At 55.3% G+C, this 25,993-nt stretch carries 27 protein-coding genes and 1 tRNA gene; 13 read left to right on the forward strand and 15 right to left on the reverse strand.

The features are described from left to right. Window positions 1-199: 199 nt before the first annotated feature. From BHW66_RS10705 to BHW66_RS10725, 5 genes are all read right to left on the reverse strand, one after another. Window positions 200-658 carry a biopolymer transporter ExbD gene (locus BHW66_RS10705; protein ID WP_102733614.1) on the reverse strand — a complete coding sequence of 153 codons (459 nt, stop codon included), beginning with the start codon at window positions 656-658 and terminating at the stop codon, window positions 200-202. 11 nt (window positions 659-669) lie between these two features. Continuing rightward, a complete protein-coding gene (locus BHW66_RS10710; RefSeq protein ID WP_102732421.1) occupies window positions 670-1,176 on the reverse strand; it encodes a biopolymer transporter ExbD in 507 nt (168 codons plus the stop codon). A 78-nt stretch (window positions 1,177-1,254) separates the two neighbouring features. After that, window positions 1,255-2,046 (reverse strand): MotA/TolQ/ExbB proton channel family protein, encoded by a 792-nt coding sequence (locus BHW66_RS10715; protein ID WP_012419601.1) that lies wholly within the window; start codon window positions 2,044-2,046, stop codon window positions 1,255-1,257. Window positions 2,047-2,138: 92 nt separating this feature from the next. After that, window positions 2,139-2,777, reverse strand: a complete 639-nt coding sequence (gene nth, locus BHW66_RS10720) for an endonuclease III (RefSeq protein ID WP_102733613.1) — start codon at window positions 2,775-2,777, stop codon at window positions 2,139-2,141. 87 nt (window positions 2,778-2,864) lie between these two features. Next, entirely contained in the window at window positions 2,865-3,536 is a 672-nt protein-coding gene (locus BHW66_RS10725) for a 3D domain-containing protein (protein WP_012419603.1), read from the reverse strand. A gap of 894 nt (window positions 3,537-4,430) precedes the next feature. Here BHW66_RS10725 and BHW66_RS10730 point away from each other — a divergent pair. Further along, on the forward strand, window positions 4,431-5,405 hold the full coding sequence (locus BHW66_RS10730; protein ID WP_046436769.1) for a uracil-DNA glycosylase: 975 nt from the start codon (window positions 4,431-4,433) through the stop codon (window positions 5,403-5,405). Window positions 5,406-5,408: 3 nt separating this feature from the next. After that, window positions 5,409-6,194, forward strand: a complete 786-nt coding sequence (locus BHW66_RS10735) for a hypothetical protein (RefSeq protein ID WP_046436771.1) — start codon at window positions 5,409-5,411, stop codon at window positions 6,192-6,194. Between the two features lie 152 nt (window positions 6,195-6,346). Here BHW66_RS10735 and BHW66_RS10740 read toward each other — a convergent pair whose 3' ends face one another. From BHW66_RS10740 to rpsN, 5 genes are all read right to left on the reverse strand, one after another. After that, window positions 6,347-6,703 (reverse strand): YraN family protein, encoded by a 357-nt coding sequence (locus tag BHW66_RS10740; protein WP_012419606.1) that lies wholly within the window; start codon window positions 6,701-6,703, stop codon window positions 6,347-6,349. A 22-nt stretch (window positions 6,704-6,725) separates the two neighbouring features. Next, window positions 6,726-7,370, reverse strand: coding sequence for a ribonuclease HII (locus BHW66_RS10745; RefSeq protein WP_012419607.1), 645 nt, complete (start codon window positions 7,368-7,370; stop codon window positions 6,726-6,728). A 4-nt stretch (window positions 7,371-7,374) separates the two neighbouring features. Continuing rightward, window positions 7,375-8,787, reverse strand: coding sequence for a hemolysin family protein (locus BHW66_RS10750; protein WP_031930337.1), 1,413 nt, complete (start codon window positions 8,785-8,787; stop codon window positions 7,375-7,377). Window positions 8,788-8,845: 58 nt separating this feature from the next. Further along, window positions 8,846-9,106: an FmdB family transcriptional regulator gene (locus BHW66_RS10755; RefSeq protein WP_012419609.1), complete on the reverse strand. Its 261-nt coding sequence runs from the start codon at window positions 9,104-9,106 to the stop codon at window positions 8,846-8,848. A 72-nt stretch (window positions 9,107-9,178) separates the two neighbouring features. Next, on the reverse strand, window positions 9,179-9,448 hold the full coding sequence (gene rpsN, locus BHW66_RS10760) for a 30S ribosomal protein S14 (RefSeq protein ID WP_012419610.1): 270 nt from the start codon (window positions 9,446-9,448) through the stop codon (window positions 9,179-9,181). A 935-nt stretch (window positions 9,449-10,383) separates the two neighbouring features. Here rpsN and BHW66_RS10765 point away from each other — a divergent pair. The 8 genes from BHW66_RS10765 (at window position 10,384) to BHW66_RS10800 (ending at window position 20,312) form a co-directional block, all read left to right on the forward strand. Continuing rightward, complete coding sequence (locus tag BHW66_RS10765; RefSeq protein ID WP_031930340.1) at window positions 10,384-11,676, forward strand: argininosuccinate synthase; 1,293 nt, start codon at window positions 10,384-10,386, stop codon at window positions 11,674-11,676. 155 nt (window positions 11,677-11,831) lie between these two features. Further along, the gene (locus tag BHW66_RS10770; protein ID WP_215439392.1) at window positions 11,832-13,337 is read left to right on the forward strand and encodes a sulfatase-like hydrolase/transferase; all 1,506 of its coding nucleotides are present in this window, start codon (window positions 11,832-11,834) and stop codon (window positions 13,335-13,337) included. 86 nt (window positions 13,338-13,423) lie between these two features. Further along, window positions 13,424-14,662, forward strand: a complete 1,239-nt coding sequence (locus BHW66_RS10775; protein WP_102758738.1) for a transcription antitermination factor NusB — start codon at window positions 13,424-13,426, stop codon at window positions 14,660-14,662. A gap of 52 nt (window positions 14,663-14,714) precedes the next feature. Next, on the forward strand, window positions 14,715-15,479 hold the full coding sequence (tpiA, locus tag BHW66_RS10780; protein WP_046436777.1) for a triose-phosphate isomerase: 765 nt from the start codon (window positions 14,715-14,717) through the stop codon (window positions 15,477-15,479). Between the two features lie 147 nt (window positions 15,480-15,626). After that, window positions 15,627-16,310: a prepilin-type N-terminal cleavage/methylation domain-containing protein gene (locus tag BHW66_RS10785; RefSeq protein WP_012419615.1), complete on the forward strand. Its 684-nt coding sequence runs from the start codon at window positions 15,627-15,629 to the stop codon at window positions 16,308-16,310. Window positions 16,311-16,440: 130 nt separating this feature from the next. After that, a complete protein-coding gene (locus tag BHW66_RS10790; protein WP_012419616.1) occupies window positions 16,441-17,052 on the forward strand; it encodes a hypothetical protein in 612 nt (203 codons plus the stop codon). 159 nt (window positions 17,053-17,211) lie between these two features. Further along, on the forward strand, window positions 17,212-18,804 hold the full coding sequence (locus BHW66_RS10795; protein ID WP_102758737.1) for a sulfatase-like hydrolase/transferase: 1,593 nt from the start codon (window positions 17,212-17,214) through the stop codon (window positions 18,802-18,804). A gap of 617 nt (window positions 18,805-19,421) precedes the next feature. Continuing rightward, entirely contained in the window at window positions 19,422-20,312 is an 891-nt protein-coding gene (locus tag BHW66_RS10800; RefSeq protein WP_046436784.1) for a hypothetical protein, read from the forward strand. Window positions 20,313-20,554: 242 nt separating this feature from the next. Here the strand turns inward: BHW66_RS10800 and BHW66_RS10805 are convergent. The 4 genes from BHW66_RS10805 to BHW66_RS10820 form a co-directional block, all read right to left on the reverse strand. Next, window positions 20,555-20,630 (reverse strand) — tRNA-Lys (locus BHW66_RS10805). Between the two features lie 85 nt (window positions 20,631-20,715). Beyond that, the gene (locus BHW66_RS10810) at window positions 20,716-21,147 is read right to left on the reverse strand and encodes a thioesterase family protein (RefSeq protein WP_031930350.1); all 432 of its coding nucleotides are present in this window, start codon (window positions 21,145-21,147) and stop codon (window positions 20,716-20,718) included. A 39-nt stretch (window positions 21,148-21,186) separates the two neighbouring features. Continuing rightward, window positions 21,187-21,936: a ComF family protein gene (locus BHW66_RS10815; protein WP_164917384.1), complete on the reverse strand. Its 750-nt coding sequence runs from the start codon at window positions 21,934-21,936 to the stop codon at window positions 21,187-21,189. A gap of 31 nt (window positions 21,937-21,967) precedes the next feature. Continuing rightward, complete coding sequence (locus BHW66_RS10820; RefSeq protein WP_046436786.1) at window positions 21,968-22,270, reverse strand: hypothetical protein; 303 nt, start codon at window positions 22,268-22,270, stop codon at window positions 21,968-21,970. Between the two features lie 85 nt (window positions 22,271-22,355). Here BHW66_RS10820 and mazG point away from each other — a divergent pair, with 85 nt between their 5' ends. After that, window positions 22,356-23,165 (forward strand): nucleoside triphosphate pyrophosphohydrolase, encoded by an 810-nt coding sequence (mazG, locus tag BHW66_RS10825; RefSeq protein WP_012419623.1) that lies wholly within the window; start codon window positions 22,356-22,358, stop codon window positions 23,163-23,165. Between the two features lie 12 nt (window positions 23,166-23,177). Here mazG and BHW66_RS10830 read toward each other — a convergent pair whose 3' ends face one another. Next, window positions 23,178-23,507 carry a hypothetical protein gene (locus tag BHW66_RS10830; RefSeq protein ID WP_012419624.1) on the reverse strand — a complete coding sequence of 110 codons (330 nt, stop codon included), beginning with the start codon at window positions 23,505-23,507 and terminating at the stop codon, window positions 23,178-23,180. A gap of 125 nt (window positions 23,508-23,632) precedes the next feature. Here BHW66_RS10830 and BHW66_RS10835 point away from each other — a divergent pair, with 125 nt between their 5' ends. Beyond that, window positions 23,633-24,691, forward strand: a complete 1,059-nt coding sequence (locus tag BHW66_RS10835) for a ribonuclease D (protein ID WP_022198589.1) — start codon at window positions 23,633-23,635, stop codon at window positions 24,689-24,691. A 576-nt stretch (window positions 24,692-25,267) separates the two neighbouring features. Then, a complete protein-coding gene (locus tag BHW66_RS10840) occupies window positions 25,268-25,987 on the forward strand; it encodes a C4-type zinc ribbon domain-containing protein (RefSeq protein ID WP_022198590.1) in 720 nt (239 codons plus the stop codon). Window positions 25,988-25,993 lie beyond the last annotated feature (6 nt).

A 25,993-nucleotide genomic window follows, 5' to 3' on the forward strand; every position in this document is an offset into this window, starting at 1 on the left:
CGCATATCCCAACCAGAACATTTACCGTACAATAAAAAGGGCATGGTCCGGCTCCGGATTTCTCCACAGGGCTTCCCCTCCTTGCCGCAAAATGCTGCCGTATGCGGGCGTCCGTTTCTCCCGTCAATAACAAAAAGCTTCCGCTCCTCTTGGGGAGCGGAAGCTGAGAGTCAATGAAAAAAATAAGGGTAATTTATTTTTAGTCGTTCTTAAGGTCGGTCAGAGCCACCGTTGTAATCCCGGCCTCCGTCAACGCGTTCATGACGTCAATAACGCGCTGGTGGGGAACATCCCCTTCCACCCACAACTGCACTACCGGCTTGGTGCCTACAGCGCTGGCCTCCTGTTTTTTGGCTTCCAGCTGCTGCACGAGCGTCGCCAGGTTGTGGTTGTTCATGTCATTGTCGATCATCAGGCTGTTGTCCTTACCCCAGTAAATGGTACCGTCCTTGATGATGCGGATCAGCGCCGGCTCAATCTGGGAGGCGTTTTCGCCCATGGCTTGGCCCGGCATGGACATATCCAGCTTGCGTTCCTGAATCAGGGAAGTCGCCACAATGAAGTAAATCAACAGAAGGAAACATACGTCGATAAGGGAAGAAATATCCAGCTTGGGATCTTCATCCTCGACTGCCTCTAGTTTTTTATGTCTTGCCATAGCGCGTAATGTTATTCAGCCTTGGTTGCAGGAGAGGAATTCTTGGCAGGCAGAACGGCAAAAATCACTTTGATGACACCGCATTCCGCAGCCACGCGGATTACCTCCCGGGACCCTTTGAAGAGGGCCTGCTGGTCGCCGCGCAGATAAAGGCGCGTTTCAAAATCCTGCCTGTCCTTGAAGCGTTCCACAAGGTTCTTGATATATTCCTTGAGTTCGTCGGAGGAATTGAGCGGGGTGCCTACGTCGGAGGACCAGAGAACGCTGGGATCTACGCCAGGCGGCCGCTTGCCCGCGCCTTCCCCATAAACATTCACCACAATGCAGCCGTTGGCGGATTTCACTTCACCGGAACTGCTGGCCGTAGGCATCTGGATGTTCTTATCCTTTTTAACGGTAATGGCCGTAGCGTTCACCACAAAGAAAATCAACAGGAGGAAAACCATGTCGATCATGGGGGACATATCCATTTCCCCATTTTCTTCTTCAGGCGCTACATTAGCTTTTTTCTTACCCATAAGCTACATTTTGTTGAGGTTCTCCGGCCCGGTTCCGACTGAGCGGACGCTTCTGGGCCGGACCGCCTGTTCCGGCAATCAGGCCAGGCCTTCGGGGATGCGGGCAAGCTGGGCTTCGGCATTCACCACGTTGATGGAGGTGTTCACCATTTCCTGCACAGTGCCCACACATTCGGCAATCTGGGCGTTGGCAATGCCCTTCTGGAAGAAGAAGAACGGAGTGGCGATAATGGCGTTGATCAATCCCCAGAACGTTGTCAGAAGAGCCACGGAAATGTCACCGGCCAGCTGGGTGGGGTCCGCCTGGCCGGCGGTAGCCAGCGTCCCGAACGCGCCCACCATCCCCTGCACCGTCCCGAACAGGCCGAGCATGGGAGAAATCTGCGCGCAAAGGGCCAGCATGTTGATCCATTTGAACACGGAACGGCTTTCATTGGCCGTAAAGTCGGCCACGGCGTCTTCAATAGCATCTTTGCCGAGGTCTTCCGGACGGGTAGCGTCCACATTCGGCAGGGCGTAGGCAACCAGACGGCCCAAATAGGTGGGACTGCCGGCCGCAACTTCAATGGCGGACCGGATGCGGCATTCGGCCATCAGCTGCAACAGAGTGACCTTGAGATCTTCCGGGCAGAATTTTTCCTTTTTCAGGGCTACCATGTTGTAAATCACCAGGAAAATGATGAAAGCTTCCACCAGCATAATCGGAATCATGGTCCAACCACCGGCGATGATCCATTTGTCAAGCATGGTCTGTTCCTGCGGGGCAACGGCTTCGGCGGCTTCCTGAGCGAAAGCGGATGTAGAAAACGCAGCCATCAGGACGGAAGCAAATGCAACGAAACGGAAACCCAGTCTAAAAAGGTTCTTCATAATTTAAGTTATATGGTTGTTCGAAAAGATACTGGTGTATTAAAGCATGCAAATTCAGACTTGCAAGCATCATTTTAGACCCTGTAAAAAATTCAGACGCCTTCGCAGCCGCTCTCCCGGGCCAGCCGGCTGCAGATGGGGCAGCGCCCCCCGCATCCCCGCGCAGGACAATATTCACGGCCGTACAAGACAATACGCAGATGAAGATCTCCCCATGATTTTTCAGGGAAAAGGCTTTTCAAATCGCGTTCCACGGTTTCCACCGTTTTTCCCGTGCTCAGCCCCCACAGCCGTGAAAGGCGGAAAATGTGGGTATCCACCGGAAAGGCGGGAACGCCAAAGGCCTGAACCATGACGACGGAAGCCGTTTTATGCCCCACCCCCGGAAGAGACTCCAGAGCAGCAAAGTCGCAAGGAACCTTTCCCTCATATTTTTCCACCAGGATGCGGCTGAGGTTCACGATGGCGGATGCCTTCCTTTCCGAGAGGCCGCAGGGCCTCACAATTTCCCGGACCGCTTCCACATCCTGCCGGGCCATTTCCTCCGGGGTGGAGGCCAGGGCAAACAGAGCAGGGGTCACCAGATTCACCCGCTTGTCCGTACACTGGGCAGACAAGAGAACCGCCACCAGCAGCGTGTAAGCGTCGCGGTGCACCAGGGGAATGGGAGGAGCCCCGTACAGGGACATGAGTTCCTCCTGGACAATGGAAGCCCGTTTTTCCGTATTCATGCCGCCAGATTACCACTCCGCCCGCACGGCGGAAAATAAAAAAGCGCCGCCATGCAGCGATGGCGGCGCCGGGATGGAAAACATGGGTCAGTCGGCCTTGGCATAAAACCCCTTGGAAACGCGGTGCTGCAGGGCCGCATACATGGCGCGGCAGTGCCTGTAGCCGCGACGGCTGCCGAGCACCTCCAGACTGTTGGCGGGATCTCCCCAGCGGACGATAGTCAGTTCCACATAACGGCGGCCCCATTCCTTCATCAGCTTTTTGTTGGGCTGGTAAATATCAATGGTTCCGGTGCCGACCAGGGCGCTTCCGTAATCATCAACAACGTAAAGGTAGGGCTGGCCCTTGATGCGGAAAGTAGTCCCCAAAGGATAAACGGACCAGTCTGCAGCGGCGCTGCGGACGGAAGACGTGTATTTCAGCGCCGTACCGACGGCATTCCGGGGACCGTAGGCCAAATGGTCGCGCTCGGAATGGGTATAAGCCGTGGTGCGCACTACGCGGGTACGCTGGGCGGGATGATAAAACGGCATCTTGTGCTTGTCGCGCCCCAACTTGGGAAGTTTGGAAGAAGGCGCTGCCGAACGACTGGGCGCCAGGGGCTGGACGAATCCCTGGGCAGTTTCACCTACACGGGCCAAAACAAGAGCGTCACTACTGGATTTCCCCATGCCGGTTACAGCGCCGTTTGTCGAACAGCTGCTGACAAACATGGCCGCGACGGCACAAGACAGGGTGGCAATTATTCTTAAATTCATGCGGTACGAGGTTAGGCGCCATACACATGGCAGTCACTCCGGCAAAACCTTCAGGCCATGTGCGAAAGCCGGAAAATCGGCAACGGCGGCTCTTGGGTACGAAATAATCCCTGCCTTGGCAATCCTTTTTTTCCGCCCACCCCCTCCCAAACAAGGAAAACCTATTAAGATAAATTACTAAAAATAAACAATATATAAAACATGCCGCATTTTTGTCATATCATGACAAATAATATACTTCCCGAAATACTTTTTTCTATCATAACACGACACACTTTTTTATTTTTATCATATTTCATTTATAATAAAAAATTTACACGCATGAAAAATACACAATCCCTCAAAAATATTCCCTGAAAAAAGTGTCAGGGGCTGTACTCCGCAAAGGCGTCATGAGCAAGAAAAACGCGTCTCCCGTTGAACGGATTTCCCTCTGCCGTTCAAGGTTCCACGCGAATCCTAATCGCCCCCTTGCCATATCTGCATTTTCACAGCCTTCCCATACAGCAGAATGAAGGGGTCAAGAAAAGACCGGAGAAGCTTCCTTTGTAAGGGAGAGCGGGAAAGGACGGATGTTATCAGGTAATATTCCCGCAGCAAAAACGGCCACGGGAAAAGACGCTCCAGCCCGGTTGAAAAAAACCTTCCCCTTGCCGCTGTCTTCTAAATTCTGGATAACGCTCATACCAGAAAAGCGTATCCAGCCGGGAAAAAAACTTTCCCCTCCGTTTAACGGCATCTAACGCGGGAAGGGAGCTCTTATGGAATTTTCTTCTTTCCCCTTCCCTTCCGGGCGGCCCTCCATAAGAGTCCCCGGCGTTTCACCCGGCAGACAGGCACATACCGAATGGACTGTTGCATCCATCCGGAAATAGATTACACTCCGGAACGAACATGTCCGCCGGCCTTCCCCAACACCTCACGCTGGATTATCTGCGCGCCCTGCTATCCCGGGGCGTGGAGAAAACCACCGTCACGGAGGAAGCCAGAATGGTCCTGAGAAAATGGGTCATGGACGCGCGCCGGATATCCGGAAGCCCCCTCCCCGCTTCCGTTTCCGCCAAGCCTGCCGCAAATGAAACACGGCCGAAACAGCCCACCCCGGAGCAGACGCCTCCAGATTCCGTGGATGAAGCATCCTTCGGCAATGAACTCCGGGATATCCTCAACGGAGTACAGCCGCACAGAACGGAGGAGGATGCTCCGGTACCCCGCCATATTTCCTTTGATCTGGAAGGTGAAACGGAGGAAGAAAAACTGTCCTCCCTGCGGGAGCTGGTCGTTAACTGGCCGCCGCTCCGGAACATGGATTCCTTGAGGGAAACGCCCGTGTTTTCCTCCGGCAATCCCAAGGCGGACATCATGATGGTAACGGACGCCCCCGGCCTGTATGAAGAAAAACAGGGGGTTCCCCTGGCCGGGCCTTCCGGACAAAAGCTGGACGCCATGCTGAAAGCCATGGGGCTTTCCCGTTCCGATATTTATCTGACCCATCTGGTCAAATACCGCCCGGCCCTCCCCCGGCAGCTTACCAATAACCGCCCGCCTACAGACCGGGAGATAGAAATTTCCCTGCCCATTCTCCGGGAGGAAATTATGCTGGTGCGCCCGAAAGTAGTGGTAGCCCTGGGAGCAATCTCCGCCCGAGGCATCCTCCAGTCAGGAGAGACGCCTCTTTCCGCCCTGAGAGGCACCTTCCACACAGCTTTCAACACGCCCGTGCGCGTTACTTATAATCCCAGTTATCTTCTCCGCACGGAAGATATTTCAGAAAAGCGAAAGGTTTGGGAGGATATGCTGTGTGTCATGGAACAGGCAGGTCTGCCCATCTCCGAAAAACAACGTTCCTACTTCCTGCCCAAAAAGTAATATATGGATTATTTAAACAGTATTCTGGAGCGCAAACGCGCCGATTTGAAAAAACTTCTTCCTCTGGAAGGAAAATTACGGGCCTCCGCCATCCAGCGGAATGATTACGCGGGATTCCGCACCGCGGCGGACCTTGGGGAAACCCGCCTCTCCGTAATTCCGGAGATATCCAGGGTACATCCCGCCCTCCGCCTCCGGGAAGCAGCCCAGGATATCCGGCACATGTACGGCATGTTCCTCCAGGGCGGAGCGCAGGGCATTTCCATCGCTGTGGAACCGGAAGTATACGGCGGGTCATGGGACATGGTTTCCACTGTTTCCAGAATCAGTTCCATTCCCGTCATGGCGCGCGACGTGTTCATTCATCCCGCCATGATCTGCCAGGCCATCGTCTCGGGGGCGGATGCCGTCAATCTGGTGACGGCCGCCCTGCCGGCAAAGGATTTGTCGGAGCTGTACCGCATGGCTTCCGGGCTGGGATTGGACGTGATGATGGAGGTCCATACCCTGAAGGAGCTTGAAACCGTCATGGACCTGGAAGCGGAATTCATCTGCATCAACAATGCAGACCCGCACACTCTCCAAGCCAATCCTGCAGTCACGGAGAAACTCATTGAAGAAATACCCGCCTCTGTCACTGTCCTGTCCGCAGGGGGCATCTGCACCGTGGAAGACGCGCGCCGCATGCTGGACGCAGGAGCCAATGGCGTCCTTCTCCAAGACGAACTTGCCCGCATGGATATTCCCCAGGATTTCATGGAGGCCATTCTGGCTCTCCGGGCGGACTGAGTTTCCACTCCCGCTATATTATAATAGAAAAACATCTGCATCCGCATGGGGAAATGCGGGGCTAAAGAGATTGTCCCGTCCGCTGCGGCAGGGCTTCGCGACCTGAGCTCCGTATCCGCCGCGTTTCCTTCCCGCCTTTCCCTGCCGTCTTTTCATGAAGCGGGCAAATCCTTCGCCCCGAATGCTCCGCGGATATGCCTGAATTCCGGAGGCATCCCTTCCCTGTACAGGACTTCCACAACATCGTAACGGGAATTCACCGGTTCCGGAAGCAGGCGAAGCCATTCCGCCGCTCCCCGGCGTATCAGCGCCCTTTTACGGGCATTCACAGCGCGGCGGGCACCTCCATAACCATTCCCCGTACGGGTTTTCACCTCCACAAAAACCAGACACTCCCCTTCCCGGCACACAATGTCCAGCTCTCCGCCTCTGACGGGACGCCAGTTTCTCCTCAGGATAACGCACCCTTCCGCACGCAGGAAGGAGGCCGCAGCCAGTTCCCCGTACATTCCCAGCCATGCCGTATCCCGCTTACCCCTGCTCAGGGATGGACAGTTCCATTTGTGAAACCGGCGCAAACGAGCGGCGATGGAGCGGACAGGGCCCATGCCGCCGCAGAGCTTCCATGTGGGCTTTTGTGCCATATCCTTTGTGTTTTGCAAAACCATACTGCGGGTAGGAGGCGTCCGCTTCCATCATCATGCGGTCCCTCGTCACCTTGGCCAGAACGCTGGCGGCGGCTATGGAAAGGCTCCTGCCGTCCCCCTTTACAATGGCGCGGTGCGGCACAGGAAGCCCCTTGACAGGCAATCCATCCACCAGGCAGAAATCTGCACGCAGGGCCAGACCTTCCACCGCACGCGCCATCGCCAGATGAGTGGCCCTCAAAATGTTGAACCGGTCTATTTCTTCCACGGAAGCCACTCCTACGGAACACACCGCCTGTTCACACTCCAAAAGAGCCAGAAACAGGCGTTCCCTTTTTGCTGCGGTCAACTGCTTGGAATCGTTCAAACCGGTTAACTCCTCCGCCAGAACAGGCAAAATAACGGCGCCGGCTACCACGGGACCGGCCAACGGCCCGCGCCCGGCCTCATCCACTCCAGCCACGCAAAGAAAACCGGAGGCCCGGGCCTCCATCTCAAAACTCATATCCGGATGCGGTTTTTCCTTCATGGCGCTATTCCTCCTCCTGTTCCTCCGGAAGGCGGGCCAGCAGAATCTGCGTGATTCTCCTGCCGTCAGACCCCGTCACCACAGCCCGGTAGCGGCCAATCCGCAATTCCTCCCCTTCTTCCGGAATATAACCCATCCGGCTGATTACGTAACCGCCCAGCGTAGTAACGCCCGGACAATCCAAATCCATTTCAGGCAGGTAATCTGCCAGGTCAAACAGGGTAATAGCCCCATTGACGGCATATGTATCCTTGCCGGTTTTCACAAACTCCCGCATTTCCTCCTGGTCAAACTCGTCCTGAATGTCATCCCCCACAATCTGTTCCAGCACATCATCCAGGAATACCAGGCCGATAGAATCACCGAATTCATCCACTACCAGGGCAAAGTGGGCATGTTCTTTCAGAAAGAACGTGAGAAGGCTGTCCAGGGGCATCGTATCCGGCACCACGCGCAATTCACGCCGCACGCTCCTCAGATCCGGATTTTCCCGTCCTACCAGTTTGAGCAGATCTTTGACATGCACCCAGCCTTTCACTTCATCCAGGTGGTCTCCCTCCACCAGCGGAAACCGGGTGTGGCGGGATTTCCGGGCAAGCTCCCAGTTTTCCTCAAAGGGAGCCGTCAAATCCATCACATCCACTTCAGAGCGCGGGGTCATTACGTCCTTGACGCACATATCGTTCAGTTCAAGGGCATTTTTGGAAATTTCAGCCTCCTGCTTCGTCAGCTCGCGGGAACGTTCGCTTTCTTCCACCAGATACATCAATTCATCCGTGCTGTGCACTGTGCACGCCGTGGAACGGGGGTCTATGCCCAGCAGGTATTTCAGCACAAACCGCGCCATTCCGCCCGTCAGGCCAAGAATACCCGTATATCTGAACACCGTATAAAAGAAATACAGCAGGGGAACCGTCGCCAGGGCGGCCTTGTCCGGCTGGCGCATCGCCATAGCCTTGGGGATAAACTCCCCAAATACCACCTGGCAGCAGGCAAAGAAAATAAATGTAACGGCCAGAGCGATTCCGTAAACGGAAACCATGCCTCCCAATCCCAGGGAGACCAGAAAGGGAGCTGTCAGTTCCGATACAAAAAACGTTCCCAGGAATCCCAACGCCAGGGAAGAAAGCGTAATGCCCGCCTGGCAGGCGGCCAAATAAAGATCAGGATGCTTGGCAGCCTTCCGCGCCCGGGCCAGTTTTTTCCGGGTTCGGGCCGGAACACCTTCCCCGGCGTGCAGCTGGCTTTCACGAACCTTCATCAAGGCGAACTCGCCTGCCGCAAAAAACGCATTCAACAACAAAAAAAGGATAAAGCCGGCAACTGCCAGCATCATCCCACCCAGCGCCGGGCCTGCACCGGGCGCTTCAGCGGCCCCGAAGGCCGCAAGAATACTCAGAGGATCCGGATCATTCATTCTGATTCAAATAATATATTCGGAGAAGAAGGCAGAGATATTGCCCGGCACTTTGTCATCACAGTTTTTCATAAACGCCCTTGTCCCGGCGCTCCAGCACGGTGAATCCGGCAGCCTTGGCGTCTGAAACGGAAAGAGGCTTGGTCACCTCCGGCACATTAATGCGGCTGATGACCTTACGCACGGGATGCTTGCACACCAGGCATTTTTCAAGCGGAGCACGGTCCACGGGACGCCTCAACTCAAAACCGCGGCGGCACACCGGACAGGACTGTCCGGGGTCGTCAGGGTTTTCAGAAATATACTCGTATATGGGCATAGCAAAACGCTAGGCTAAATAAAAATCAGCCTAGCGTCAAAATCTTTATAAGGCTGCAACCTTTTCCTGTCCTTACCAGCTGGACTTGGTCACACCGGGAATCATGCCGGCATTGGCCAGTTCACGGAAGGAAATACGGGAAAGCTTGAAACGGCGGATAAATGCACGGCGGCGGCCGGAAACAAGGCAGCGGTTGACCGTACGGGTCGGGCTTGCATTGCGGGGCAGCATGGTTAAACCGATATAATCCTTCTCAGCCTTCAATTGCGCACGCAGTTCTGCATAGCGCTTGACGGTTTCAGCCTTTTTCTTGTCTCTTGCGATCCAGCTCTTCTTAGCCATAAGTTCGGCGGAATAAGTAGAGGGACGGGGATGAAAAATCAAGCGCTTTTTTTCGATTTTATCAAATTCAAGCCGTTTTCAATGTCATCCGACCTTTCCGGCGGTCTTTGCGCATGGAATTGAATACCTGTTTCTTTCACAAACATATCGCGTGAGGAGGCATCCGGAACATTCGCAACAGGATGGAAGAAGCTAATTTATTTAACTCTTCCTAACCATTATCTCCAACACCCCAGGAAACATATTTGAAAGAAGTTCATGCAAAATACCCCGCTCCCAGGGCTCGGAGGACATTTTCTGAAAATTTTTCTAGAAATATTCCGGCATGAAAACGGCGATCGGGCAGGGAAGCTCCGTCGTAAAAAACGGCCCTTATCTCCGTCCCTGCAGTAAATATTGAAGAAAAAAGACATGGGGAGTTCTGCCTACACGCACCGCCTGTTTCAGATCCATTGCGCAATCAAATTCATCATCAGGGAGGACAGGACCGGGAACTGCACCATTTACGCAGACTGGCGGCGGAACCGTTCACCGGACAGGCTTCAGCTGGGAATTTCCGTGAGAGTATGCAAAAAGAACGCAAGATATGGCTATCTTTATATAGGAAAGCGGCTGTTTCACTCCTGTTCCGGATGATGGCCGAAGATTGCCGGATTCATGAACGGAAACCGGAAAGGGCCGACATTTTCAGCATTTTGTACGGAGTGCCGTTTTCCAATGGGTTCCAGTAAAAATCCCGAGTAAATTCCGGAAAAAGCTGTGGAAGAAATGAGCGTTGCTTTCCCCGGTAAGGCCGGTTCATCTCCGCTTGGAACCGTTTCATCAAAGCAGTCTCCGGCGGTTCCGGGAAAAAGCCCGCGGCGAAACATGATTTTGTCCTTTCCTCCGGGGGGGGAATGGGGCATCATGCCGCCGCACACTAATCATTGACGTACATGAAAATCGTAGTTGCATACTCTGGCGGCCTTGACACCTCCGTTCTTCTGAAGTGGCTCAAGGAAAAATATAATGCCGAAATCATCGCCTACTGCGCAGACGTAGGCCAGGCGGAAGAACTGGACGGACTGGAAGCCAAAGCCCTGGCGACGGGCGCCTCCAAGTGCTTCATCGGCGACCTCAAGGAAGACTTCGCCACCAACTACATCTTCCCGATGATGCAGGCCAATGCCCTTTACGAAGGCCGCTACCTGCTGGGAACCTCCATCGCCCGCCCCTGCATTTCCAAAGACATGGTGGATCTGGCCATCCGGGAAGGCGCGGACGCCATCGCCCACGGCGCCACCGGCAAGGGGAACGACCAGGTACGCTTTGAACTGGCCGTCAATGCCCTGGCCCCGAACATCAAGGTCATCGCCCCGTGGCGCGATCCCGAATTCCGCCAGCAGTTCCCGGGCCGCACGGAAATGATCGCCTACGCGGAATCCCACGGCATCCCGATCCGGCAGTCTCTGAAAAAGCCTTATTCCATGGACCGCAACCTGCTTCACATTTCCTTTGAAGCCGGGATGCTGGAAGATACCTGGTACGACGGCACCACCCCCGCCGACCGTGAAATGTACAAGCTTTCCGTTTCCCCGGAAGACGCTCCGGACCAGGCCGAATACATCCAGCTCCTGTATGAAAAGGGCAATGTCATCGGCATCCAGTACGATGGTCTCGACGTTCTGCTGAAAGAACTGGGCGTCACCCCGAAAGGAGAACGCGACGGGTATACCCTGCTCAGCCCCCTGGGCGTCATGTACGTGCTGAACGCCCTGGGCGGCAAGCATGGCATCGGCCGCGTGGATATCGTAGAAAACCGCTTTGTGGGCATGAAGAGCCGCGGCATTTATGAAACTCCCGGCGGCACCATCCTGCTGGCGGCCCACCGCGATATTGAAACAATTACAATTGACCGGGAAGTGCAAAAGGTGCGCGACTCCCTCATCCCGGAATACGCTACGCTGGTTTACAACGGCTTCTGGTTTGCACCGGAACGCGAGGCCATCCAGGCCCTGGTAACCAAATCCCAGGAAACCGTCAACGGGGAAGTACGCCTGAAGCTTTACAAGGGCAACGTCATGTACGCCGGACGCCGTTCCCCGCAGTCCCTGTATTCCGAAGAAATCGCCACGATGGAAGGCGGCCACGAGGAACTGTACAACCAGAACGACGCGGAAGGGTTCATCCACCTCAACGGATTGCGCCTGAAGCAATTCAGCCGTGTCAACAAACCCTACGGCAATTAAGCGCCCGTAACGGTACCACTCTTTATCAAACCGTCCGGAAAAGGTATTCCGGACGGTTTTTTCTTTGCAATAACCTTTTCTTTTCCTGCGTAGTGACCGTTATGGGATTTCTTTCACACGCATTTCTGGCGGCTGCATTTTCGCTCTCTCCGTTTTTGGCATCCGCCGCGGCCTTCAAACCCAATATCATTTTTATTTATGCGGATGACCTGGGCATGGGCATGCTGGGCTGCTATGGCCAGGAAATCGTGAAAACACCCAATATCGACCGCCTGGCCAGCCAGGGCATCATGTTCACCCGGTGCTACAGCAGCCAATATTGCTGCCCGGCGCGCGCTTCCCTGCTTATGGGCGTGCACGACAGCCACTCCCATTCCTACACCCAGACAGCGGGAGCCCTGGTCATCACGGCGGAACGGGAAGGCTGGTCCAATGAGCAACTGGAAGAGAAAGCGGCACGGGCAGTACGCATCAAGGCCGCCGAGGGAGAAGTGTTCCTCCCGGAATTGCTGAAAAAGGCCGGATACGTCACGGGACAGTTCGGCAAGCTGGAATGGGGATTCACCACATGGCACGGAGAATTGAAAAGACACGGCTGGGACCGCTATGTAGGGTACATGGACCATCAGAGGGCCCATGGCTTTTATCCCTCCTTCCTCTGGAAAGACGGCGAACGCCTCCCCCTGAAAGGCAACACCCATGCCGACGGAGGCAAAACTCCGGAAGACTACAGTCCGGGAGCCACAGAAAAACGAAGAGGCAACAGGGAAGGCAAAGTCACCTACGCTCCGGACGTGATGCTGGCGGAAACCCTTCGTTTCATGGAGGAAAACCGGAACAGGCCCATGTTTATCTTTTTTTCCACCAACCTTCCCCACGGCCCGGTAGATATTCCTCCGGAAGAAAACACGTACGCGGGCTCCCCTGCCATCCGCCAGGCCTATGGCAATGCCAGCGGAACCAACAGGGAATGCTCCGGAGCGGCAGAAGAATACGCTTCCATGGTGGACAAGCTGGACAGGCAGGTCGGAGCCATCGTGGACCAGGTGCGCAAGCTGGGCCTGGACAAGCGCACCATTATCATTTTCAGTTCCGACAACGGGCATGAACTTTACTACCGTACGGATAAAGGCCGCGGCCGCGGGCCCGACTGCCACGGAGGCGTCCTAGACGGCACCGGGGAACTGCTGGATGTTTTCCGCGGCAGCCGCGGCCGCGTTGGGCCAAACAACGCCATGGCCAATCTGGCCGGCCTGAAATGGACCAGCCATGAAGGGGGCATCCGCGTTCCCCTTATCATTTCCTGGCCCGGCACGCTGCCCCATGGAAAGGTCTGCCACAGCCTGGTGGCCAATTACGACCATATGGCCTCTTTCGCCGATCTTGCGGGGATCCGCATGCCGGAAGGCAAAGATGCCGTTTCCTATATGGATATACTGTCCGGCAACTCCTCCAGGCAGCGCGATTATGTAGTCGTGGATCACACCGTCATCACGGGAGACGGCTGGAAGCTTACGCAAAAACAAAATAAACCGTTCCTCTTTCACATAGGCAGGGATCCTGAAGAAAGGAATAATCTTGCGGGAACAAGGAAAGACCAGCTGGAAAAACTCCGGGCCATTTACAGGAAGGAAGTGGGCAGCCCCAGAAAAGACAGGTGAAAACCGGAACCGATCCGGCGTCCCCCTTTTTCCGCCGGGCGTTTTTGCAGGTTGAAACCTGAACGTTCCGCATGTAGAGTTCCCCGGTGAAGAACAATCCCCCCTCCCCCCGCCAGACAGCACTGAATTGCCTGAGGAGCTGGCATGCAGGCCGCTCCTTTGCGGAAACCCTCGTGGACCGGGAATGTTCACGAGCTGCGCTTCCACCGGCAGACAGGCATCTGGTGCAGGCTTTGGTCTTCAGCGTATTGCGCAACCAGACCTGGCTTGACCACGTCATCGGAACCCTCCGGAAAGGCAAGCTGGACGTGGAAGCGCGTCTTATTCTCCAACTGGGGTTGAGCCAGCTTTTCCTGCTGGGCATGGCGGACCACGCCGCTGTGTATGAAACCGTGAATCTCGCGTCCGTACGCCTGAGAGGACTGGTAAACGCTATCCTGCGCAACGCTTTGCGGCGGGAGAAAACCATTCTGGAGGACCGGGAAAAACTTCCGCTTTCCATTCATTATTCCACCCCCGCATGGCTGGTACAGAGATGGACGGAACAAATGGGGCCGCAAATGACCCGCGACCTGCTCCGCTGGAACAATACCACACCGCGCCTGTATGTGCGCGCCAATCCTTTGATACCCATGAAAAATATTCCGGCCTCCCTCGCACCGCTGGACCGCGCGCCCGGCTGGTTCTCCGTGGAAGGCCTTCTGCCGCTGGAGGAAATTAAAACAGGCTCCCTTTACGTGGCGGACCCTTCCACCCGTTATTCCATTGATTTGCTAGCCCCCCAGCCCGGAGAGGAGATTCTGGACGCCTGCGCCGCCCCCGGCGGCAAATCCGCAGCCATCATCGCCGCTACCGGAGGCAAAGCCCGCCTGACCGCCACGGATCTCCACAAACACCGGCTGCCCATCCTGAAGGAAAACCTGGACAGGCAGGGATCCCCCTTCGTCAGGACGGCGCAGGCGGACTGGTCCCTTCCCTGCCGCACGGAATGGAAGGGCCGCTTTGACGCCGTGCTTCTGGACGTTCCCTGTTCCAACACCGGAGTCATCCAACGCCGCGTGGACGTGCGCTGGCGCCTGACTCCGGAGGAAATCCGTCGCCTGGCCGCACTCCAGAAGACCATCCTGGAAAATGCCTCCCGCGCCGTCAAACCGGGCGGCAGACTGGTTTATTCCACCTGTTCCATTGACGCGGAGGAAGACGGACTGCTGGTCAGGGACTTTTTGCAGAACCATCCGGAATGGACGCTGAAAGAAGAAAAACTTATCCTTCCCCACGAGGAAAAATCGGACGGCGCGTATGCGGCCCTTTTGATCTGTGCTTGACCTCAGCTTCAATTTGTCAACAATGCGTGTTCCTGATTAATATCATTCCATTATGTCCCGCAAACCCATCATTGCCGCCAACTGGAAGATGAACATCGGCCCCGCCGAAGGCGCCCAGTTCATCGAAAGCTTCAAAAACCTCATTAAGGGGAAAGACGTCGCGTGTGACGTGGTCATCATCCCTCCCTTCACCACCATTCCCTCCGTGCAGAACGCTCTGGGCGGTTGCTCCTGCATCACCGCCGGAGCCCAGAACGTCTCCCAGTACGACAACGGAGCTTATACCGGTGAAATCTCCACCAGCATGCTGAATGAACTGAACCTCAAGTATGTGGTGCTCGGCCACAGCGAACGCCGCCAATATTTCGGAGAAACGGATGCCATTATCAACTCCAAAATCAAGAAGGCCATCGCCGCAGGCATCACCCCCATTTTCTGCATCGGAGAAACGAAGGACGAACGCCTGGGGGGCATTTTGGAACCCGTGCTGGAAATCCAGCTCAAGGGCGGCCTCAAGGATCTCACCCCGGAGGAGGTATCCAACCTGGTCATCGCCTATGAACCCGTCTGGGCCATTGGCACCGGCCTGACCGCAACTTCCAAGGAAGCCCAGGAAGCCCATTCCTTTATCCGCAAGGTTATTTCCGACGTCTTCGGAGCAGACGCCGCCGCCAAGGTGCGCATCCAGTACGGCGGCTCCGTAAAACCGGAAAACGTGGAGGAACTCATGGCCCAGCCGGACATTGACGGGGCTCTGGTTGGCGGCGCTTCCCTGAAGCCGGAATCCTTCGCTGCTCTGGTAACTTCCGCCAAATAAGTGGAATCCGGCTCCACCCTTTCTACAGGCCGGTCCTTCACGGGACCGGCCTTTTTCATCTCCGGAGCACCGGCCTCGCTCTTTTCACCCAAGAGCGCAGTTTCTGCCTTTTCAAGCAGCCTAAATCGTGCATAATGGCGGGAAATCATGAAAACCCGCTTACTTACCCCACGCAGCAAAGGTTTCACACTCATTGAAGTTCTCGTAGTCATCGCCATCATTGCCCTGCTGGCAGGCGTCTCCTACAGCATTTATTCCCATGCCACGGAAACGGCAGCCAGAACGCGCTGTACGGACAACCTGCGCCGCATTAGCGACTGGGGCAAGGAATTCGCAGGCCAGAACGGCGGAAAACTGCCCTCCAGCGGCATGAAAGACAGCCTCCTGAGCGCCAGGGAATGCCGGAACTGGTGGGACGCCCTGGCGCCCATCGTTAATGCGGAACAACCCGACCTGATCGCCCGGAACGCCAAGGAACCCAACATGCTCCCGGACACGTTCCGCTGCAAAAACGACAAGCGTCCGGAAATCCTCGGAGCGGAGGATGCCAACCTTCCCGCCGGGCCGGACACCATTTCCTACACCAGCTGGCTGGACAACCGGAAGGGGCGTCCTATGAATGTGGCGCGCGGCCAGGCCCTGCGGGGCAAACCCTGGATCAGCGACGGCATCCCGATTGACGGGCGCAGCGTCATCACGGAACAGGATTTTGAGGAAATCGTAGTCCCGGCCCTTGAACGCCACCAGGGAGGAATCATGGTGCTTTATGCGGACGGGAAAATATCCCCCGTTGAGGACCCTACGCTTAACAAAGTCACCCAAGGTTCCTGAACCCCTTGTTTCTCCGCCCGGCGCGGGCGGGAAGCTGCCGGACCATTGCCGGCAATCCAGTGGAATTTTCTTCCTACTCCCACTGATTCGCCTTTACGAAACCGGGATAATCATTAAGGTTAGCGTCCAGATGAACCAGCATGCTCCCTTCCTGCATCCGTACGATGGAATGATACCACTGTCTGTGGCGGGGTATATCCTGGGAACCGTTCTGTTGCTGGTCCACCTGTATGCGCTGGTAAAAAGGCAGCAGGTGCAGGCTTTTCTGCTGGCGTCTCCGCGCAACCACCTGCTGGCTCAGATTCTGCTGGCCGGCGGCCTGTTCTGGTTCTTTCTGCTGGTGGCTCCCGAAGGATTGGGCGTGCTGAGCCGCTTTCGGGTGGGGCTGGCGGAATTTGAAGGTATCCGCTGGCTGCTCCAGCTGGCATGCCCCGTCTTTCTGGTGCTGATGGTCACGCAGGTGAAAAACCTGCTCTTTCCACGGGCGCTGGGCATCTTCGGCCTGATGGTGGCAGCTCCCCTGCTCAGTGCCGCCTTCCTTCAGGAGCCAGTGACCAGGCTCCTTATTCCCATCTGGTGTTACATCGTCATTTTCCTTTCGATTCTCTGGATAGGCAAGCCCTACCTGTACCGCGACATGGTCAATAAAATATGCTCCAAACCTGCTTGGTGGACGCCTCTTTGCCTGGGAGGAATGGCCTATGGAGCCGCCATTCTGCTTTGCGCCATCCTATGGTGGTAGGGAGGCCGCCTCTTCCGGCACCGCTTCATCACGCAGAAAAGACATTCAGCCGCAGGAGAAGGCCTCCGGCAAAAACAGGCATACGCAGGACGGATCTTTCCGGAACGGCCTGTTTTTTCCTCCTGCTGCAAGAATCAATAGCGGTTCCGCTTATTATATATGATATTCCATATTCCTTTCATGTGCTCTACCCTGCGTTCCTCCATCATGTCCAGCATAGCCTTCTGGTTGCTTACCCTTGTCCCTTCACTGGCGGACAGGCCTAATATCGTCCTTATCCTGGCTGATGACATGGGATGGTCCGACCCGGGCTGCTACGGTTCGGAAATACCCACTCCTGCCCTGGATACCCTGGCCAGACAGGGGATGCTGGCAACCCGGCTCTACACCGCTTCCCGCTGTTCACCCTCCCGGGCCTCCATCATGACCGGCGGCGAACCTCACAAGGTGGACGTAGGGCTCCTGGATGACGACAGCGGGCGCCCCGGCTACCGCGGACGCCTGAACCCGGGTATCCCCACCCTGCCGGAACTTCTGAAAAAAGCGGGATACCGTACCTATCTTTCCGGGAAATGGCATCTTGGAAAAGTTCGGGGATCCTACCCATGGGACCGCGGCTTTGACCGTTCCCGCGGTTTGCTGGGTGGAGCGGCAGATTACTACAGGCCCATGCCGGACAGACCCTTCGGTGAAAACGGGAAACTGCTCCGTCCGGAGGATCTGCCGGAGGATTTCTACATGACGGACGATATCACCAAAACGGCTCTGGCCTATATTGACGATGCCGTCAAAAGCAGGCAGCCCTTCTTCCTTTACGTGGCTTATACGGCTCCGCATACACCCCTCCAGGCCCCCCGGAGGGAAATAGAAAAAATGCTCCCGTTCTACAACGGCAAATCCCCCCATGCCATTGCTTCCAAAAGACTGGAAAAACAAAAGCTGCTGGGAATCGTCCCTCCTGCCGCCAAACTGGGCATGGCCGGTAAATTCAATCCAGAAGGCTATGAAAAAACTTCCGCAAAGCGGAAGGATTATATTGCCGAATGCATGGCCACCTACGCCGCCCAAATCGTTATCATGGACCGCGGCATAGGCCGCATTCTCGCGTCCCTGGAACGTCACCGCCTCAGTGACAATACCATCGTCATGTTTTTATCAGACAATGGCGCAACAGCGGAAATGCCCCAGAACAATAAAAACAAGAAGACTACCCTCCCCACAGGCCCGCTGGGAGAAGTCGGATGCAAGGACGGATACGGCCCCATGTGGGCGGCTGTGTCCAATACCCCTTACCGCCAGTATAAAATAGAAACCTTTGACGGAGGGCTGTCCGCCCCCTTCATCATTCGCTACCCTTCCAAAATACGTCCGGAATCGCGCTACCACTCGCCTTTCCTGCTCCAGGACATCGCCCCAACCTGCCTTGCGTGGGCCGCTCTCCCAATTCCGGCCCATATGGACAGCAAGCCGCTCAACACCTACTGGAATAATCCTCCGAAACTTCCTCCGTCCAAGGTGTGGGACTTCATTCCCAATACCTGCCCTCCCCGCACTATCTTCTGGGAACATCAGAGAAACCGGGCGGCCCTGACAAGTCAATTCAAGCTGGTGGCCCCCAACCGAGGCCCCTGGCAGGTGTACGACATCAGGGACAGGACGGAACAGAAAAATCTGGCATCCAGGCACCAGACGCTTGTAGAACAATTGTCCGCGCAGTACAGGAAATGGGCGGCGGAAAACCATGCCGAATGACACGGCACGGCAGGAAAATGGGCATACGCGCCCTAAACGTTTCTATGGGAATCCCCTTCCGGAAGAAAATTCTGATTTCCGTTTCCTCAAGTAACGGAAAACGGCACGTGATTCACCGGGAAAGAAAAAGCAGGGAATAACAGTTATTCCCGTCCGCGGCAACATTCCTGCCTCCCGGGCATTCCGGGAACCATTCATTATTTTCACACTCCTTGCCATCCTTTCCCATGAAGGGGAATTGCATAAAAATCCGCTTCTTCATTCGGATTTTTCCTATGCCCTATTTTTTGCCCTGTAATCAAAAATAATTCCTTTATAAGGTTAAAACTAGACAAAACACCGCTGTTTACCAAATCATTTCCCAAAAGGAAAATTCTTCTTTTTTCCTAACAATTATTGGAATAAAAGAATCCTTATCATTCAAAGAAATACCGTATTAGAATACTTCTAAATTAGCAAAAAACTCATTGATTGTAAATAAACTTAATTTAAAATGCCATAAGAAAAAACCTTTCTGCACCTTACCTCCGTTCTGTACTGCCGTCACACCAGATATGGAATATTTTTGATAATCAATTCATAACACACCTTTAACAAAACTTGCACAGCGTCTTTTTATGTTCAAAGAGCCCTCTTTCCTCAAAAAAGCAAATCTGTTCCAGCCTATTCTGGTTGTCGTGATCTCCATCATCGGGGGAACTCCCATGGAAGGAGCCAATACGGGGAAAATAGTCCTTTTGATCATTCTGGGCGCCGCTTTCATTGTATGGCATGTGGAATACCAGAGACTGCTCAACAGAAACCGGGAAACCAGGGAACATGCCTGCGCCCTGAAAAACCGCAGTGCGGCTCCTTACAAAAAAACTTACGCCGCCCTGAGCGGAGAATACGAAAACTTCGCCAATAAACTGAATGGAGAAAGTTGCCGGGAGGCAAAAACGGACGGTTCAAGGGGGACGACGGAAAGCTTCAACGGAGCCTGCCTGTTCCTGTGCTCCACCATTGCCGCTGCGCTGGCTGAATATAAAAACTCCCTTGTCTTTGAAGTGCTTTATATTCAGGCAGAGCGGAGGAAAGACCAAACCTTGCTGCACGTTACAGGCTACGCACAGGGAGAACACAATAACGACACCCCTTCCCTGCTGGCACAGCCTCCGCGGCCCGTAACGAAAACACCCGCCATGCTGGATGAACAATTATTCGCGGAACGCCACCTCAGCCCCCTGGTTCTTTCCAGCCCGGAAGAAGTGCAGCGCAGCTTTTTCCGGAAGCGCAACCAGCCTCCGGAGGAAAAATACATGCAGTATCTGGCCATTCCCGTCCTGAGCAAGAGAAATGAAATCATCGGGCTTATCGAAATCGCCGTTAAAAAAAATCCGTTCATTTCGCCCGTCACCATGCTGGAAGCCCATGAATTGGCCGACGTTAAATCATGGTTGTACCATTTAAAGGACCATTTCCTGTTGTTTCATGAAATAGAACGCGCCGTCCGGGATGGATTCCCATGACGGCAGTACGGACAGAATAGCCTGCTACGCCCAACGCCATATCCCTTAAAAATTTCCTGGGATATATATATTCCAGCCTATTTACAATCAACTACTTCCATCTTTTTAACCAGAACGGTTACCGCCATATAATGCTATTAACCTGTAAGTGAAACAGATAGCACTTGGGCCATTTTCTGCATCTGAAACAAGAAAGAGAAAACCCTGTAAACTATTGAGTCCACAGGGTTTCAAAAAAGGAATGGTACTTGGACCGGGACTCGAACCCGGGACCAATAGATTAAAAGTCTACTGCTCTACCAACTGAGCTACCCAAGCACTTACCCTTGCTGGAAGGGCGCAAGCAGTAAACACCACCCCCCCTTTCATGGCAAGCGTAAAATGGAAGATGGACAAAAAAAGATCAGGATTCCATGCATTCCAGCCATCTCGCACGCCATTCGGCAGGAATACGCACAGGACGCCCCTGCGGCATCTGGACCAGGGCTAGCTGCTGATGAGCCCTGACCAGAAGATCATTATTGGAAGCGCGCCTCATTTCAAAATCGCACCAGAAGCGGGCCCGGTCCACGGATTGAAGCCATCCCGTCGTCAAAATGGTGTCTCCCAGAACGGCCGGACGCACATAGTCAATCTCATGGCGCACCACTACGGCAAACTGCTGCAAATCGCTCATGGTTTTGTAATCCATTCCCAATTTAGCGCCAAGTTTGGTACGGCAGGCCTCAATCATGCGCAAATAGGCCAGGTTATGAACCACCCCGCCGCAGTCCGTATCATAAAACATGACTTCATCTTCCGTATGAAACATCAGCTCCGGATTCATGCCTGCCATTGTAAAAAGGAAACAGGCGGGCTGAAAGAAAATTCCGGTTCAGCCGCGCCATGCATGATGCGTCCGCGCCAGCGTCAGCACGCAGACGGAAGCAGCCCCGGAGCGGAGGAGCAGACGGGCGCAGGAGTCTGCCGTGGCTCCGGTCGTAAAAACATCATCCACCAGCAGCACATCCCTGCCCCTGACGGGGCTGCGTTTCATCCTTTTTTCATCCGCCGCATAAATTTTACGGGCATGTCTGAGCCGCTGCTCCCGCGACAAGCTGGCCTGGGGAAGCGTATCCGGCAGGCGTTTCAGCACGCCGGCATACGGCCAGCCCAGTTCCTCTCCCAGCAGAACCGCCAGTTCCTGCGCCTGGTTGTACCCCCTTCGAGCCTGTTTGCCGCAGTGCATGGGCACGGGAACGATCAGGCGTTTTTTCCCGCCGAACCAGTGAGGATTTCCACGCACTGCCTCTGCCATCATCTGCGCGAAGGAGCCGGCCAGATGAACGGCTCCCCCATATTTGAAAGCCAGCAGAAGATCCCGCAATGATCCCGTATTCACATACACGGCACGGGCTTCCTCAAAAGAGGGGAGAGCTACCGCGCAGCGACGGCATAATCCGGACGGGATGAAGGAACCCTCCGCCGGTTCCCCGCAGACGGCACAGAAGGGAGGCTCGACAGGCACGAAACTTCCGCGGCAGTCCGGGCAAACATGGCAGCCATCCAGGCCGCCGCGGCCGCATAACTCGCAGACAAAAGGATACACCCAGGAAAGCCATTCCCTGACAACCGACCTCAGCATTCCCCGCACGGCAGAAAGTTGAAAGAGGCTCCTATCGTCCGCCCTTCCCATCGGGGGAATCGGCACCCTCCTCTTCCGGCATCTCTTCCAGAAGCTTGTCTATGGTTTCAATGAAACGCCACGGGCACCGCTTGCGCTGGTATTTACGCCACAGCACACCACGCAGGGTCACCCAGTGCGCCCGCGTTAATTCCACGTGTTCCCATTCCACATCGTCACGTTCCGCACGGCCCACCTTGGGGGCGCACTCCAGCTTCCATTTGCCGGCATGGTGGCATGCCCTGTACACCAGGGTTCCCTCTTCCGTGCGTTCTTTCCACGTGTGAACTTCCATGGAGGCGAGTGTAAGGAAGAAGCGTTTCGGGTAAAGAGGAATTTTTTCTAGTCATCCGCCCTTGCGCGATTAGTATGGCTCCGTCATGAACGACACTGAAATGATCGAATGCCGCGAGCCTGCCCTTCAAATGCAGCGCCTCATCGCCATCATGAAACGTCTGCGCGCGCCCCACGGCTGCCCCTGGGACGCGGAGCAAACCCACCATTCCCTGATTTCCAATATGATCGAGGAAGCCTATGAAGTCGTGGACACCATTCAGCGGAATGACTGGACGCAGCTGAGGGAAGAATTGGGCGATGTTTTGCTTCAAGTGGTTTTTCATGCGGAGATTGCCCAGGAAGCAGGGCGTTTCGATTTCAATGACGTGGCTGCGGAAGTAAGCGAAAAACTCGTCCGCCGCCATCCCCACGTATTTGCCCAGTCCAAGGCGGACACGACGGATGCCGTATTAGCTCAGTGGGACAAGATCAAACGCCGGGAAAAGGGGGCGGAAACAACCCCATACCTGCATGGAACAGGCAAGGGGCTGCCGCCCATGCTCCAGGCATGGAAGCTCCAGAAAAAAGCCGCCAAAGTAGGATTTGACTGGGCGGACGCCCAAGGCGCCCTTGACAAGGTGAAGGAAGAAACCGCGGAATGCGGGGAAATTCTTTCCGCACCGGAGGAAGACCCCCGCGTCGCGGAAGAATTGGGGGATCTTCTGTTTTCCGTAGTCAACCTGTGCAGGAAAAAAGGAATCGACCCGGAAACGGCCATGGCCGGAGCAAACAGAAAATTTGAGCGGCGTTTCAACGAAATGGAACGGCTGCTTGCCAAAGACGGTCTTTCCCTGGAAGAAGCTTCTGCGGAGGCCATGGAGGCACGCTGGCAGCAAGCAAAATCCGCCCGGTAACGGAATCCGGGGTCAGGCCATCATGTCCATGTTCGGGTCTTTCCAGGCCGGATCATATCCCTTGGCATAGCTGAACACATGCTTGTGCATGTATTCGAAGTACTGCTCTTTCTGCATGGGGGTGAGCCGTTCCCAGATGGCTACATTCAAGGCACGGCATACCTTCTGCATCATTTTCAGGGTAAGCTGGCGCCCCTGCCGGGCTTTTTGGACCTGCTTGTGGGTAAGCTGCTCCGGAGAAATTTCCACCAGGTCGTGATTGGTCAGATGCCAGCGCTTCATCAGTTCATCCAAAGGCTGTTCTCCGTGGTTGCGTCCGGTTGCTGTGGCTTCCTCGTCCATACGCCTACCTTCGTGCCCTATTTCCGGGAAATAGGCAATACATGATTGCCCCATCAGCACTTTTTTTGCATTTCCAGTTGCCCGGCGTCCGGATACATGGTTCAATCCCGCTCCGTTGCAATAAGATGATTAGCGAGAAAGAGGAATTACTGGAATGGCGCAAACGCGCCGCCGCACAGCCCGCGGGACGGGTAGTCCTGGATCTGGAGGCAGACAGCCTGCACCGCTATCAGGAAAAAATCTGCCTGATCCAATATGCGGACGAAACGGGTTCCTGCCTGATTGACCCTCTCTCTATCGAAGATATGGGGCCTTTCTACAACTGGCTGAAAGAAACGGAAGTCTGGATGCACGGAGCGGACTACGATATGAGCCTCTTTCAAAACGCCTGGGAAACGCTGCCCGCCATGATCTGGGATACGCAGACGGCGGCGCGCCTGCTGGGCTTCCGCCAGTTCGGGCTGGCAGCCCTGGTGGAACACTTCCACGGCATCACCCTGAGCAAATCTTCCCAAAAGGCGGACTGGGCGCGGCGCCCCCTTTCCCCAACCATGGTCACTTACGCCCTGAACGACGTAAATTACATGCTGGACATGGCGGACAAACTGACGGCCGCCCTCCGGGAAAAAGGACGCATGGGCTGGTTTGAAGAAATTTGCAGACATTCCATGGAACGCGCCCGGGAACGCCATCTGGCAGGCCATCAGGACCCCTGGCGCATCCAGGGCTGCGGCAAATTGAACAGGAAGGGGCTGGCCGCCCTCCGGGAAATGTGGACCTGGCGTGATGCGGAAGCCAAAACGTGGGACAAACCCGCGTTCATGGTTTGCTCCAATGCTGACCTCATCCAGTGGAGCGTGGCTCTCCAGGAACAGCGCACCGTGGCGCCCCCGCCCCGTTTTCATGCCCACAGGCGCAGCCGGTTCATGAATGCGCTCCAGAAATTCTACCTGCTGGATGAAGAAGACTACCCATGCCGGCCCCGCATTCAGCGCCGGCAACATTCCGACCAATTTGAGGACAATCTGGCCCGCCTGTGCAAACTCAGGGATGAAAAAGCTGAAGAACTGGGCATGGAAGGCTCCTTCCTGATTACCCGGGCCTCTCTGGAAGCTATTGCGGAAGACAGGGAAAAAGGCGTTTCCACCCTGTTGAACTGGCAGAAGGAAGCCCTGGGTTTTTAAACGGTCCTTTCTGCAAAGGAAAAACATCCGGACGGAAGCAGCATGACCCGAAAAGTCCGTTGTCCCCCTCTTTCCCCATTCACCCAGCATCATCGGCCATTCATCCCGGACGGCCAACACAAGCTTTCTCCCTGAACATTCCCGGCTTTCTGGAAGCGTTCTCCGCTCAGGGCAGACAGGAACAGAAATTCTTCCCCCGCAAACGCCGTCTTCCCCTGCCTGTTTATTTACATTGAACGGAAGACAGTTTTTTCTATAATGCAGGGCAGTTCCCTTCCTCCATGCCCTCCAACCGCCATTCATACATGGTCCTGGCAATCTTCTGCGTCTGCGCCCTTGCCATATGCGCCTTCCTTTCCTGGCGGAACCAGGAGAAAAAAGACCGGCTGTCGCGGCAGTACGCGGAATTTTCCATGCCCCAGACCTCGAAGGGAAGCACGCCGACACAACAGAAAGCCCTGCTTGAAATACTTAGCAGAGAACAGAAAAATATTTCTCAGACTTCCCCGCACCGTCAACAAGCGGCAGAACCGCCGCCCCGGAGCCAAGAAAAAATCTTTCCCCCCCCGACAGGGCATGCTAGGGTGGCAGGCGATGAATCATGCCGATTTAGACCAGTTGCTGATCCTTCAGGAAAAGGATGTGCGGATTTCCAAACTCCGGAAGGAGCTGGCTTCCCTGCCGGAACAGAGAACACGCCTGCTGAAGCAGATGGAGGCCATCAAGCAGAAGGCCCTGGCCGCCAAACAGGAAGTGGCAGGCATTGAAAAAAGCATACGGGACGTGGAGGCCGCCGTTGAAACCAAACGCACCTACATCGGCAAAATGAAAACCCTTCAGTCCAACACCCGGAAAAACGAGGAATACCAGATGTGCATCCAGGAGGTGGAAAAAACGGAAGCCGCTATTGACTCTCTGGAAACCTCAGAGCTGGAATTGATGGAGCGCCTGGAAACAGCAAAAACGGACATGGAGCAGAAAATCCGCCGTGCACGGGACGCCCAGCGTGAACTGGAGGAAACGCTCGCGCGCTTTGACCGGACGGCAGAGACGGACAAGGAGCTCCTGAACCACTTGAATGCGGAACGCGCGGATCTGGCCGCCGCCGTTCCGGAAAATTCCCTGGGGGAATATGAACGGATGACCAGAAGCAAGGGGGTTCCGGTCATTGTGCCAATGGATGAAAAAGGCCATTGCGGCGGCTGCCACATGGTTATCACGGACAACGCCCGCATGAAAGTGCTGGGCGGCCACGAGACCGTTTACTGCGACAGCTGCCACCGCATCCTCCACTGAAGGAGT

This window comes from Akkermansia sp. 54_46 (assembly GCF_001917295.1).
In the GTDB taxonomy this organism is placed as follows: domain Bacteria; phylum Verrucomicrobiota; class Verrucomicrobiia; order Verrucomicrobiales; family Akkermansiaceae; genus Akkermansia; species Akkermansia muciniphila.